This is a genomic window from Bradyrhizobium sp. DOA1 (genome assembly GCF_001593325.1).
Lineage (GTDB): Bacteria > Pseudomonadota > Alphaproteobacteria > Rhizobiales > Xanthobacteraceae > Bradyrhizobium.
Genome location: NZ_JXJM01000001.1, coordinates 6,060,941 through 6,073,838, shown reverse-complemented (window position 1 = coordinate 6,073,838; position 12,898 = coordinate 6,060,941). Strand labels below are relative to the sequence as shown.

The 12,898-nt window shown below is 59.4% G+C and carries 8 protein-coding genes and 2 pseudogenes; 3 read left to right on the top strand and 7 right to left on the bottom strand.

Features of this window, described 5'->3' with window-relative positions:
- Positions 1-302: 302 nt before the first annotated feature.
- From SE91_RS28050 to SE91_RS28035, 4 genes and pseudogenes are all read right to left on the bottom strand, one after another.
- On the bottom strand, positions 303-2,090 hold the full coding sequence (locus tag SE91_RS28050; protein ID WP_061851370.1) for an adenylate/guanylate cyclase domain-containing protein: 1,788 nt from the start codon (positions 2,088-2,090) through the stop codon (positions 303-305).
- A 359-nt stretch (positions 2,091-2,449) separates the two neighbouring features.
- Positions 2,450-3,658, bottom strand: a complete 1,209-nt coding sequence (locus SE91_RS28045; RefSeq protein ID WP_061849950.1) for an adenylate/guanylate cyclase domain-containing protein — start codon at positions 3,656-3,658, stop codon at positions 2,450-2,452.
- Positions 3,659-4,135: 477 nt separating this feature from the next.
- A pseudogene (locus SE91_RS28040) lies at positions 4,136-4,615 on the bottom strand (tyrosine-type recombinase/integrase).
- 404 nt (positions 4,616-5,019) lie between these two features.
- On the bottom strand, positions 5,020-5,952 hold the full coding sequence (locus tag SE91_RS28035) for a LysR family transcriptional regulator (protein WP_061849949.1): 933 nt from the start codon (positions 5,950-5,952) through the stop codon (positions 5,020-5,022).
- A gap of 156 nt (positions 5,953-6,108) precedes the next feature.
- Between SE91_RS28035 and SE91_RS28030 the strand changes: the two genes are divergently transcribed.
- The gene (locus tag SE91_RS28030) at positions 6,109-7,089 is read left to right on the top strand and encodes a Bug family tripartite tricarboxylate transporter substrate binding protein (RefSeq protein ID WP_061849948.1); all 981 of its coding nucleotides are present in this window, start codon (positions 6,109-6,111) and stop codon (positions 7,087-7,089) included.
- A 477-nt stretch (positions 7,090-7,566) separates the two neighbouring features.
- Here the strand turns inward: SE91_RS28030 and SE91_RS37850 are convergent.
- Both SE91_RS37850 and SE91_RS37845 read right to left on the bottom strand, forming a co-directional pair.
- Positions 7,567-7,980, bottom strand: a pseudogene (locus SE91_RS37850) (hypothetical protein).
- Positions 7,981-7,996: 16 nt separating this feature from the next.
- Positions 7,997-8,197: a hypothetical protein gene (locus SE91_RS37845; RefSeq protein ID WP_061849947.1), complete on the bottom strand. Its 201-nt coding sequence runs from the start codon at positions 8,195-8,197 to the stop codon at positions 7,997-7,999.
- 742 nt (positions 8,198-8,939) lie between these two features.
- Here SE91_RS37845 and SE91_RS28015 point away from each other — a divergent pair.
- Both SE91_RS28015 and SE91_RS28010 read left to right on the top strand, forming a co-directional pair.
- Positions 8,940-9,731: an alpha/beta fold hydrolase gene (locus tag SE91_RS28015; RefSeq protein WP_061849946.1), complete on the top strand. Its 792-nt coding sequence runs from the start codon at positions 8,940-8,942 to the stop codon at positions 9,729-9,731.
- 38 nt (positions 9,732-9,769) lie between these two features.
- Positions 9,770-10,915, top strand: a complete 1,146-nt coding sequence (locus tag SE91_RS28010) for a PAS domain-containing sensor histidine kinase (RefSeq protein ID WP_061851369.1) — start codon at positions 9,770-9,772, stop codon at positions 10,913-10,915.
- Between the two features lie 604 nt (positions 10,916-11,519).
- Here the strand turns inward: SE91_RS28010 and SE91_RS28005 are convergent.
- A complete protein-coding gene (locus SE91_RS28005) occupies positions 11,520-12,449 on the bottom strand; it encodes an AraC family transcriptional regulator (protein WP_061849945.1) in 930 nt (309 codons plus the stop codon).
- Positions 12,450-12,898 lie beyond the last annotated feature (449 nt).

Genomic DNA, 12,898 nt, shown 5'->3' with positions numbered 1-12,898 from the left:
TTGGTCTTTGGCCGCTGCTTGCATCGTAGCGTTCGGCTTGGCCGCAGTCGTCTCTTCTCACTGACCATCGAATCGTTGCTCAGTTTGCGTCGATTGGGTACCGCGCCGCACCTGAACCAGTAAGGCCCTCATTCCGATCCACGTCGACTTCCGCTGTTGCCCCATCGCTGCCCAGCGGACTGCTCGGTGGGGCGTCGGCTCTCGGGTGTAGAGCGGAAACTGATTGCAGCGGTCTGGACCACCGATTTTGACCCAAAGCGGACGTCGCGCTTTGCCAACTTGGAAGTTGGCCGATCGCTCTATCATCCTTTCGGTACCCCGGCGATGTGCATTCCTTTAACAAAGCGCTTGATGCCTGTGGCGAACGCCGGTTCGCCGATCATTGGACCCTCTTTGACGCGACGGATGGTAAACCCTGGATCTAGCGCAAGTCCCGCTTTCGCCGCGAGTTGCGCCTCATCCAACCTCCCGAGGAGCGCGAGCGCTGCTGCGTACCCGAAATGCAGGAGCGGATAATTTCGGTTGGCCTCGATTCCTCGAGCAAACCAGACGGCTGCTTCAGCATCGGCAGCGATCACCAGCTTAGAAAAGCCCGCCGTATTCATCCACCGGAACGCGGAGGTATCGCGCGGAGAGAGCCGCAGGGCCGCATAGATGTGGGCCTCGGTCTCTGTAGCACGACCCATATAGTTTTTCGCAACACCCAGCATCTCGTAAGCGTCAGCCAAGTTGGGGTCCAGCGCCAGGGCTCGTTCGCACTCAGCCATGCCTTGCCCTACGCGATTGGTGCAGATGAGAACGATGGCCAAGGTGAGATGAGCCCAGGCATGATCGGGCGCAAGGCATAGCGCCCTCAGAACTTTTGTCTCTGCTGCTGCCAGATATTCACGGGGATGATCGGTTAGGAACAAGACTGCAAGTGCGGCCTCGACCGTCGCCGTCCTGCTCAAGGCATCGATATGATCGGGATCAATCGCCAGGGCCTGTTCAAAAAAATTGCGAGCTTCTGCCAGATATTCAGGTGTCAGTCCTTTGTTGAGGGAATAGCGGCCCTGGAAGTAGAGATCGGCCGCATCGGGATTCAACCTTGTTGCCGCACGACGCGACTCTGCGGCAACGAGTTGGACGTCGAGAGTCCGGGCAAGCCTGGCGACAATTTCGTCTTGCATCTCCAGCAGGTCAGCGATGGGTTTGTCGAAACGCTCTGCCCACAAATAGCTGCCATTTTCTGTGTTGGTCAGCTGCACATTGACCCGGAGGCGGCTTCCACCACGCTGGACCGACCCCTGGAGCACGTAGCGGACGTTAAGTTCGCGACCGATCTGATTGAGATCGATTGACTTGCCCTTGTAAGTGAACGCGGTGTGCCGGCCAATAACGAACGAGCCGCTGATACGCGAGAGGTCTGTGGTTAGACTCTCGGTAACGCCATCGACGAAGTAGTCTTGCGCGGGATCACCGCTGAGATTAGCGAAAGGAAGTACAACGATCGAAAGACGACGTGGCAAAGGCGAGTCCTGCCTTGCCCGCTCAGCCGGTCCGAACGCATGTCCATTCCGGGCCGCGGTGAAGGCTCGGACGGGCCGAGCGATGTTTTTGAGGATCAGTTCGCCAAGATCGACGAACTCAACGCCGACCTTACCTCTGATTTGATCGTGGGCCGCGGAGGATATGCAGATACTGCCTGAATCGGCGATGCCCTGAAGCCGAGCGGCGATGTTAACGCCATCCCCAAAGATGTCATGGGGCTCGACAATTACGTCGCCAATGTTGACGCCTACGCGGAAGGCAATACGTTTGTGTTCCTCCTCGTTCATTGCAAGTTGGTTGACGCGCGTCTGGAACTGCACAGCAGCTCGAACCGCCTCAACTGAGCTTGTAAACTCCGCCAAGAACCCATCGCCGGTGTTCTTCACGATACGTCCGCCGTGTTCGGCAATCGCTGGAAAGACAACATCCGCTAGGAGCGCTGTTACCCTCGCGTGCGTAGCCTCTTCGTCATTGTGCATAAGCCGCGAATAGCCGGCCACGTCGGCAACCAATATCGCTGCCAACCTGCGCTCCATCGGGGTGGCTCGATTTTGTACCATAGTACTCGCCTCGGACCCCCAATTATACGACAGGCCAGCCAAAATGCCTATTCGAACGATGTCGACTTCTGGCCCGTAGCTGACGCCCGTCGATGCTTGGTCGCAAGTCCGCATGTGACCCCTAGCGGATGTACCGCAGGGCCTTGCGATGTTGGCCCTGATGAGTCACGGGCAACTAGGTGTTCCCGTCTAGTGCGTATCCCAAATTCTGGTTCGCCATCATCGGCAGCGATCCGAGCACCGAATCCAAGCGATTTGACTGGCAGTGACGCCACGAGTTTTGGATCGAATAGTAGCCAGGCCGGTGACCGCTCACGAGGACCCGTCACACTCTTCAGATCAGGTGATGGTGCTGGCGTTTACTCGTCCCTGCGTCCCAGCAAGAACCAAGTAAAGATCACTCCTTTTCCCTTCACCTCTCCAGCGCCTCGCGGTTCAAGAACGAAATCCTCCTTCAGGAGCTCGAAAACCTCCTTCGATACCTGGATGCGCCCAGCTACCCCGGTCGACTCCATTCGCGACGCGAGGTTCACCACGTCCCCCCAGACGTCATAAAAGAACTTGCGCCTACCCACCACGCCTGCCACGAGCGGGCCGCTCGCTATCCCAATTCGGATCGGCACCGCATCTCCGTGCTGGTCGCGAAGGCCCGCTGCGACGGCGAGCATGTCGAGTGCAAAGCGCGCCAATGCATGCGCGTGGTCCGCGCGTTCGACAGGAACGCCGCTGACGACCATGTACCCGTCGCCAGTCGTCTTGATCTTCTCTAGCCGGTGTTCGTCGACCAACTGGTCGAAGGCCGTGAACACATTATCGAGCAGCTGTACCACCTGCATGGGAGACGCTTGACTTGCCCTCGCCGTGAAACCGGCCATGTCGGCGAACAGAACGGACGCGTCATCATACCTGTCTGCGATGGTTTGGGTCGAGGATTTGAGGCGGGTGGCGACCGCTTCGGGCAGGATGTTGACCAATAGTCTTTCCGAGCGTTTGAATTCGCGCTCGGCAACCGCTTCGGCGCGAGCGGTTTCGCGGACGGCATAGAACACGATTGCGAAGAGGACGAGAGACGTTCCGACGATGCAGCCGAAAAAATTTTCCAGCATCTGCCTCTTGGTCAAGAGCCCCGTGTCGCCGGGAACGAGGATTTCCAGGGCAATGACGAGTGACACCGCGACGCTGCCGACGATGGCGAGGAGGGTGAGGCGCTCCGTTCCAATAACCAGTACGGTGCCGGCCGCAACCGCCAGATATTGTACCTGCATGCCGCAGTCGGTGCCGAGCATGGAGCAAATGACGAAGATTGTCGTGTATGTCCCGGCGACATAGGCCAGCGGTGCCGCCAGGGGACCCACCCGATGCCATAGAGGCATCATGACCAGGAAAAGGGCATACAGCACATTGATGGTGACGAGCGTCCACAACCCCGCGGCGGCATCGTAGAGAGCGAACCAGAGACTAAAGACAGCGCCGCCCAAACTTGCGGCGTTGAGAACCCGGAGCCCGCGCGCGACCTTCGCGGAATAACGCTCGGTGCCGTAGCTGATGACCTTCGAAAGCTGGCGCATGTCAGCATTATTTTCACATTACGTTCCCGCATGCGAGGGGCCCAGCCTGCCCCAGAGATTTAGCGGTTGATGCCTATACTTCCCCTTAGCCGCATTTACTCGGATTTGAATCCGGTGCCACATCCGCACGATGAAGAAGCTGGTCGTTATCCGCCTATTCCTGCCTTTTCTGCATTTTGCTATTCCATGTGAGCAGCTTCCGACTCCAAGATTGGTACGAGACAGGGCAACACCGAAAGCTGCCCCTTGGTCCCGACTGCATTTCTTACCACAGCGATCCTGTCTTATTTGTGTGGGAATTCTGCTGAATCTTTATCTGGTCGTCATCGGCTCTTTGTATCGGTTCTGCGCGCGAATAACTTGCATCCTAAAGCCAGCCCATTTATCGGACGCTCCTCTTTGGGGAAGTGCATGTCGCCTATTGGCCCGGAGCCGCCTGTGAGGGCAGCGCAGAGCCCATCTGCTCTGCCCCCGAAGTCAGACGTCGACTTGTTCTGCTATCGCGAGCGCGTCGTCGACCTCGATGCCGAGATATCGAACGGTGCTCTCGATCTTAGTATGCCCCAGAAGGAGCTGCACGGCTCGCAGGTTGCCGGTTCGGCGATAGATCAAGGTCGCTTTGGTGCGGCGAAGGGAATGCGTCCCAAACAGATGCGGATCTAATCCGATGTCGACGAGCCACCGGGATAGCAGGCGAGCATACTGGCGGGTCGTCATAGGTCCACTCAGGCGTCGGCCAGTGAACAGATATTCTCCTAACTTCTTGCCGGTAAGCCGCAGGTAGTCGTCGATTGCCTGCCGGGTCGATTCTGTCAGTTCAAATTTGACCGGCCGGCCGGTCTTCTTCTGTCGGACAATCGCGCGGTCGGCCGCATACCTGCCCGGCGCAAGGTCTTCAACTTTCAAGGCCACGACGTCTCAGCCGCGCAGCTTGCTATCGATGGCGACGTTAAACATTGCTAGGTCGCGTGTTCGGCCTGCGACCTGGAGCTTGGTTCGGATTGACCACACGTGCTTTGGACGGAGCGGCGGCTTTGCGCCGACTATCTTGCACTTATTCCAAGGAACGTGCTTTGAGATGGCGGGACGGAGCTTGGGATAACGGCGACGCTCACTAACCCGCCAGCCACCCTCGACCAGACGCTCGATGATAAAGCTCTCGACAGGCAGATCAAGGTTGGGCATTTCTAACTGTCTGTCGGCTCTAGCGGAAGCGTAGAGGCAGTGTTCATGAACGAAGATCTCGACATGGCCGAGCGGTGTGCCGAAATTTCCTAGACCACGAGCCACACGGCAGAACCAAAATGGCGCTTGTGACTTTCGAATGATATCCGGATCGCACACAGGACATTGCACCCTTGCTATCCAGGTCTCGCAGTTCGACGCACGCACTCTATAAAGAGCTTTGCGGCTGGGCTGAGTGCGCGGCTTTTGACCGTCACAATTGCGACCGGCCGCGGCTGCGGGGGAAGCCGAATTGGAAGTACTTTGAGAGACCCATCATGATTGCCAAAGCGAAGGATTGACGTCGGAAGCATTGTCACGAACTGTGCGCTGGCAGTCAGCCGGCAGCACAGATGCATCGAGAGCGTCGTAATGGGCGCGCGTGGCAAGTCTGCGCTACTCGCCCGGAACAACTCAGCGGTCAGTGAACCGTGCATGGTCTCCGCAGGAGGCAAGATCCAGCGCTCGCCGGTGAGATCGGCAAGCGTGAGTTTGCGCATTCGCGCCCATTTGCTGTTACGGCCCGCCACCACGACGACCTGATCGTCATAAACGAGTTCTGCTCTTAGATCGGTTTCCTTGAACGGTGTCGGAATGCGGCCGAGCATGAGATCGATGCTGCGCTCACGCAACTCGCGATAATGCAGTTTGCTAATGACAGCCTGCGCAACGTCCAGATGAATCCGGGGCTGCTCGCGTGAGAAGCGCTCAATGACTGCCGGCAAGAGACCGGCCGCGATGCTCTCAGTACTACCGATGTGCAACTCTCCCACCGACGGGTCGGCGAGAACTGCGATTTCGTCGACACCCTGCTTGAGCTCATCGAAGATCACTCGGCCCCGCGCCACCAGAGCGCGCCCATACGCCGTCGGCTCGATCCCGCCCCGGCTGCGATCGAGCAAACGAAGGCCGAACGTGTGCTCCAAGTCGGTGACAGCCTTCGATACGGCGGGCTGCGAGATCGCCAGCTCTGCGGCAGCTTTTGCCATGCTACCGCGCTCCACGACCGTCAACAGAATATGGAGGTCGCGCAGCTTCAGGCGGCGTCCAATGCGATCGGTCCACTGCATGTGACGAACCTGTCAAATTGGTTATCGAACCATCACATACCAGAATTGGACAGTTATGTCTGCATGTGCACGCTTTGGTTGGTGAGGTGTCAGAACTCGAATGCCGGCTTCTATGGCCGAGAACAACGAATTAGGCGTGAAGCACGGAGGCAGCTTATGGCTACGCGTCGTGACTTTCTGGCAGTGTCCGCTGCCGGTGTCGCTTTCTCCGCCGTTGGACCCGCGCTGCAAGTCGTTGCCCAGCCGCGTATGAAAACGGCCCATATCTTAACAGGCTTTACAGCCGGACTGCCTGATGCGGTCGCGAGGCTCGTTGCGGATCAGATAAAGACCTATGCGGCGTCTATCGTCGTCGAACCTCGACCAGGCGCGAGCGGTCGGGTCGCCGTGGAGGCCGTAAAAGCCGCTCCCGCGGATGGATCGGTCATTCTATTTGCGCCGACCGGTTTTCTCACCCTCTTTCCTCACACTCACAAGTCGCTGGGATATTCGCCGCAGGACTTTACACCAGTATCCACCGTAGCGTCGTTCGCTGGAGCTTTGACGGTGGGGCCGCGAGTGCCAGGAGAGGCAAGGACGCTTGCCGATTTCGTCTCGTGGTGCCGTGCAAACGCGAAGGAAGCGAGTTATGGCACGCCAGGAGTTGGCACCAGCATGCACTTGATCGGCGCAGCGTTGGGACGTGCGGCCGGCTTCGAGTTTCTTCACGTCCCATATCAAGGCAGGGCGGCAATCCAAGACCTCCTCAAGGGAGAGATCGCATCGGCCATCATGCCAATCGACAGTTCCTTGGGTCTCGTTCAATCTGGCGAGCTGCGCGCGCTTGCGACCACCGGTTCGGCGCGCAGCCAGTTTCTTCCCGATGTGCCGACGATGGTGGAAGTCGGCTATCCCTTGCTCGAGGACGTCACATGGTTTGGCTTCTTCGTTCCGGCGAAGACACCCCGCGATATCGTTGAAAGCCTTAGTGGAGCTATTCAGAGTGCCCTGCAAACAAGCGGGGTAGCGGCGGGGCTCGCAAAGTTATCGGTCGAGATCGAGTCGATCACAATGGACAAGTTTGCGCAGCTACTCGCATCGGAATCGACACGGTGGAAAGGGATCGTGCAAGCAACAGGGTTCAGCCTGAACGATTGAGAGAATCGCACACACCGCGAAGCTACACCTCCAGATTTCTCAAATCCGGCGCGCTCGGTAGACCGAAACCGGCGGCTTTCGGTGTCACGTGGAGGCCCGCTTTTGGCCCTAGCGAACGTTCATTTGGGCACCGTCGATGTCTGCTCTTGATGAGCCGCGAACCTAGCCGTGCTGGACGATGTTCGATTTACAACTACACGCCCTAGGTCCGCGACAAGTCTTAGACGGCGCTCTCCGCGATCGGTTGCAAGCCGGCCTTAACGGCACGGGTCCCGTCGGAAAGAAACGCGTCCTTGCCTTCGAATTGAGTGCTGGGCGTGGTCGGGCGGGAAGGAGCGCGGCTTGCTGTAGCCCCCGGGTCACTTCCATTCTCATCCCGCCCTTGCCGGCTCGGTAGACTGCCCCGTGCAACCGACGGTCCGGGACTATCAAGCCGCCCAGCTCCGCTGGCGGCTTTTTTCCTCGGCTCGACCTCCCTCAGGAGGCATTCGCCCTCGCTCGTTCACGGGCCTCACGGCGACGTTCCCGGCGTTCGCGGCGCCGCTTGGCACGATCGGCGGGCTGCTGCAGCGGAGGAACGCTCTCCGGGAGGGACCGACTGGGGCTTTCAATCGCAGTCATATGAGCCGTCTCTGACGCCGCCGGGCGGGCCTCCATGACCTCGAGCACGGCCCGCCCTTTGGCTGTGATCTTTCATCCTCCACTTAGACGTTCAAGTCCTTGTGACCATATATCGAGGCCGGGCGCCCTGGCCGCAAGCCGTCTGGTCCGGTCCGCCCAGTCGCGTCCGCTAGTCGCCAGGATAGCCATGTCACGCTTGAGGTCCTCCATCAGGGCAAACCCGTCTGGATACGCCGCCAGGATTTTCAGGACCGTCACCTGGAAGTTCACGCCAAGCCTCGCGCAATCAACGCCACATCGTAGGCGCACGGGAAAGAGCGTCGCGGCCAATTTGCCTAAGGCCCTCGGGCGAGACTTCGCCTCTCGCAACAGCTTCCAGGATCTTGGATGCGACGTGGGTACGCGCGCCGAGCTCCTGGTCTGAGACGCTTTGGCAGACTTCGTCGAGGACCGCGCGCAAAAGCGCGGTGGTTGCCGTGTCGAACATGAGGTGCCCCCAGACGGGAAAACGCCATTCTAGCTGGTTTTGTCGGCTTGTGGATTCAGTCATGTTAAGCTTCGTCGGGAAACGCGTCTCGAAGCCTTCAACTGATGCGCGGCCGCAAAAATCGACTTCTAGACATCGACTCATCCGCCGCTCGACAGGCTGGACAGTTTCGAAGACAGGTCGCCTATGCTGAATGGCTTCGGAAGATCGGGCGCGACTCCGTCGTTTTCCGCGTAGCAGGCGTTCTGCCGCGGAATTCCAATGAGTGATAGTGCCGTCCGTGCGCCAGCACCAATCGCGTCGGGCGAGCCGGCAAGGATCGCCGAAAGCACCGTTGGTGCGGACCGCCGGACGCGACAGGATTTTGGCCTCAAGGCGAAAACCGATCGGTCGGCCTCACTAGACATCTTCACTCCCTCGAAGCCGCTCAATTGGAGGGACGGCTCCCAGCTTCGTCAATAAAACCCTCACAACAAGGATGGGGATTGGTTCCAAACCCAGACGGAAAACGAGAGTGGCAGGCCGGGACACTAAGCTCCTGATTCTCCGCAGGATCAAGCGAACGGACGGCCAGGCGATTTCCCGTGCGACTTGGGCCGAGAACATGATACAAATTCACAAGCAGCGGACGCGCAGCAAGCGCTCCGTACAGTCCCACATCCGCCACCCTCCCAAAGTAACAGTACGGCGACTAGCGGCGCGCTATGCTGCATCCGCCCAAGCCGCCCAGAAGGGAAATGCCATGCCGGGAGTGCTCGAACGAAATAACGTGAAGGTCCGCGGAGCCGGCGAGCAGCCGATGATGTTCGCACACGGGTACGGCTGCGACCAGAACATGTGGCGGTTCGTCGCCCCGGCCTTCGAACCGGATTTCAACACCGTGCTGTTCGATCACGTCGGGGCGGGGGGATCCGACCTGAGTGCTTACGACAAGCGCAAGTATTCCAGTCTGAGCGCCTACGCGGATGACGTCGTGGAGATCGGTCGAGGCCTGGCTCTGCAGGATGCAGTTTTTGTAGGCCATTCGGTCAGCGCGATGATCGGTATCCTCGCCTCGCAGAAGGCACCGGGCATGTTCAGCAAGCTCATCTTGATTGGACCGTCGGCCCGATACATCGACGATGACGGCTACGTGGGCGGCTTCAGCGCCAAGCAGATCGAAGAGCTTCTGGAGTTCCTGGAGGCCAACCACATGGGCTGGTCTGCCCAGATGGCCCCACTGATCATGGGCAATCCGGACCGGCCCGAACTTGCGGAAGAGCTGACGAACAGCTTCTGTCGGACGGATCCTGAAATCGCGAAGGCTTTCGCCCGGGTGACCTTCACCTCCGACAACCGAAAGGATCTTGCCGGCGTGACCGCCCCGACCCTCATCCTACAGTGCAGCGAGGATATCATCGCGTCTCAAGTGGTCGGCGATTTCGTGAACCGCAATATTCCGAACAGCCGCATGATCGTTCTCAAGGCCACCGGGCACTGCCCGAACCTCAGCGCACCGGCCGAAGTTATAGCCGCCATGCGGACCTTCGTGTGAACCGCGTGGAGAGCAGTTCGGGTCAGGACTTCGAAGACATGGTGGAGAATGGGCCGTTCGGCTACGTGTCCCTGCTGCCCACCGGTCACGTCGAATATGTGAACAATACACTCTTGGAATGGAGCGGGCGTACGGCGGGCGAGATGACGGGAAGGCCGCTGCTGGAATTTCTGACGGTGCCCGGACGGATCTACTACGAAACCCACCTCGCGCCGCTGCTCCGGATGCAGGGCTCCTTCTCCGAAGTAGCCTTAGACCTTCTGAAGGGCAACGGCGAGCCGCTGCACACGATCGCCAACGCCAAAGAACGGCGAGACACACAGGGTACACCAACCGCGGTCCGGATCGCGTTCGTCAAGGCCACGGATCGGCGCCGGTACGAACAGGAGCTGTTGAGGTCGCGGGAGATGGCCAGGGCCGCCTCCGAGGCGACTGAGGAGAAGCTGCAGCGCGAACATCAGATGGCCGAGCTCCGCGAGCAGTTCATCGCCGTGCTCGGCCACGATCTGCGAAACCCTCTCGCTGCTCTCAGCGCTGGCGCCCGGATTCTCGACCGAACGGCGCAGAGCGAGAAGGAGCGGAAGATCATCACTATGATGCAGACCACGATCACCCGAATGGCTGCCCTGATCGATGATGTCCTTGACTTGGCGCGTGGCCGTCTCGGCGGCGGCATTGCCGTCGAGCACAAGGCCGGCAAACCGCTGGAGGCCGTACTCATCCACGTCGTGGACGAATTGAGACTCGCGTCTCCGGGCCGCGAGATCCTGATCGATCTGCACGTGGACAGGCCAGTCGACTGCGACAGCTCGCGCATCGGCCAGATGCTGTCGAACCTCCTGGGAAATGCCCTGACACACGGCTCGGCCAGCAAGCCCGTCATAGTTCGCGCGGAGACGCGCGACGGGACCTTTGAACTGTCCGTCAGCAACGCCGGAGAGCCCATTCCGCCGGAGGCCATGGACAAGCTGTTTGAGCCCTTCTTCCGCGGCAAGGCCCGTGCGAGCAGGCAAGGATTGGGTCTCGGTCTCTACATCGCGTCCCAAATTGCCAGGGCACACAGCGGCGAACTGGTCGCAACTTCCAATCCGGAGGAGACCAGGTTCACGTTCACGATGCCCGTGGAAGCGAACGGTATACTGCTCGGACGGACGAAGCATAAGACGCCGCCTGAGCCAACTTAGGCAACACTGCGCAGCGCGCGTTAGCTTTGGCGACCCAATTGCCGTAGCGCGCCTTCAAGAATGGCGTACTGGTGAGCCACAAGCTGTTCGACATAGCTCCGCTCAAGTAAAAGCGCCTTGGCTTCCGATTTGCCCCTAGCCTCACGACCGAGAGTCGCTTCGGATCCGTCCGTCATTAGAAAAGGTTCGTAGTGTTTCTCGCCGAAAGCTGACGTTGGAGGCCCTTGACCCAACGTCAGCTGTTAGCCCATGGCGGACCTTGTTCCACCGCTTGCGGATGGTCAGCTTTTGACCCTTAGCGGACCAATCGCGGCTCTGACGCATTTGATGCAGACTGGGGCGTTTGCGTTGTAACAACGCGGCAATAAACGACGGGACGCGGATGGACTAGGCTTGCAAAGTTATCGAGGAATACGCCGGCTTCCCGAGAGGGCTAACCGGAAAGCTGTGACTTTGAATGAGTTACGGGCGCCTCACCAAATCGATCCCTTCGGTTTATCGATGCCAATTGGGACCTGTTTTGAACTCGTAACAGCTCAGCCGATGGCATGGCCGCAAGCCGCTACCGCATTAGGTCCTTCAATAAGATATTACAAGCGTTGCATCACCGGCCACGGCTTGCGCTGTTCAACGCATTGCGCCGCCATGCCCCCGGGCTGACGCCGACGATCGCAGAGAACACTCGCGTGAAGTGGCTCTGGTTAGCAAAGCCGGCCGAGATGGCTATCTCGGACAATGATGACCCTCCCTCGCTCATCAGACGCTTCGCGGTTCTCACGCGATGATGCAGAAGCCAACGATGAGGCGGCAAACCGGTCGCAACGCGGAACGCGCGCGAGAAATGGCTGACGGACAGACCGAGTTCCGCGGCGATCGCCTGCAAAGGCAGCTTGCCGCCGAGATTCGCTTCGAGTTTGTCACATGCGCGAACAAGTTGCCATTGCGCAAGCGCACCGCGGTCGGGCTCCGGCTCCGGCCTGAAACCACCATAGGTCTCCGCCACATGGGCGATGAGCGCCAGCATCATGTGATCGATGAAGAGCTGGTTGACCTCGTCCGGCCTTCTCAGTCCCTCGCGCAAGGAAGCACCGATGTGACGGACGATGGCATCGTCGTGCCCGATGGGCCTGCAGTCGAGCGTATCGACGCGGCGCGCTCCCGACTGATCGGCGAGACCATCGAGCGCCGAACGCGGCACATAGAAAAACATCGAGTGGAACGGCTTGTCGATCACGTAGCGGGGGTCGGCTTTTAGATCGTACAGATACGTCGTTCCGGCACGGACATCCGCCTTCGTGAGGTGACGACCCTGTTCCCAAATCTCGCAATCCGGGTAGTCTCGCAATTTCAGGCTGATGAGATAGGCATCTTCCGCAGCGAACGAACCAGAAAGGCCTAGTTCAGGGTTGTCGTGTCGCGTTTCCGTGACTGCGATCTCGGCATTGCGCAGCGACCGGGTCATCAGCATGGGCGGCGCTTCCTCCAGGCGGAGGAATGCTCCGAGTCGTTCACCGTACGCGCCTGTCCTGCTCATCGGATGTCTCGTCTGTGCCGTGGTGAAGTAGGCCACACTACAACCCACTCCTTCCAAGTTCCTATATCGGTAACTACCCGCTATTTCCAAGCCCGACGAAGTCGCACCCGCCCCTGTAGATTCCCCCCAAATTGTCACACGTTTGAGACCGACCGACCCCGCTCCGACAGCAGGCGGGCGACTAGCTGCTGCGTCGACATCACGACTTTTCACAAACGCACGCGATTGGCGCGCGCCAGGCATTCGCGCAGCAGAATCAGGCAAGAGATGGCAAAATCAGGAAAGACGCAAATTTTCGCCCCTCCTAAAAGCCCGCAAATCAACGGCTTTGGGACCTGGATGGCGCGCCTTCGGGCCGATGAAGCCGTTGAGCAAAGATCACCAGACTGGCCCCCCTACGATGGCGGCTGAATCAATTTGGCGCGCGGCAGTGACGCGCCGCTGCACCA

What these genes read in the sequence shown, in the direction of transcription:
- SE91_RS28050 (WP_061851370.1), bottom strand. Translation starts at nt 2,090, where the DNA reads ATGGTACAAAATCGAGCCACCCCGATGGAGCGCAGGTTGGCAGCGATA.
- SE91_RS28035 (WP_061849949.1), bottom strand. Translation starts at nt 5,952, where the DNA reads ATGCAGTGGACCGATCGCATTGGACGCCGCCTGAAGCTGCGCGACCTC.
- SE91_RS28045 (WP_061849950.1), bottom strand. Translation starts at nt 3,658, where the DNA reads ATGCGCCAGCTTTCGAAGGTCATCAGCTACGGCACCGAGCGTTATTCC.
- SE91_RS28005 (WP_061849945.1), bottom strand. Translation starts at nt 12,449, where the DNA reads ATGAGCAGGACAGGCGCGTACGGTGAACGACTCGGAGCATTCCTCCGC.
- SE91_RS28010 (WP_061851369.1), top strand. Translation starts at nt 9,770, where the DNA reads ATGGTGGAGAATGGGCCGTTCGGCTACGTGTCCCTGCTGCCCACCGGT.
- SE91_RS28015 (WP_061849946.1), top strand. Translation starts at nt 8,940, where the DNA reads ATGCCGGGAGTGCTCGAACGAAATAACGTGAAGGTCCGCGGAGCCGGC.
- SE91_RS37845 (WP_061849947.1), bottom strand. Translation starts at nt 8,197, where the DNA reads ATGTTCGACACGGCAACCACCGCGCTTTTGCGCGCGGTCCTCGACGAA.
- SE91_RS28030 (WP_061849948.1), top strand. Translation starts at nt 6,109, where the DNA reads ATGGCTACGCGTCGTGACTTTCTGGCAGTGTCCGCTGCCGGTGTCGCT.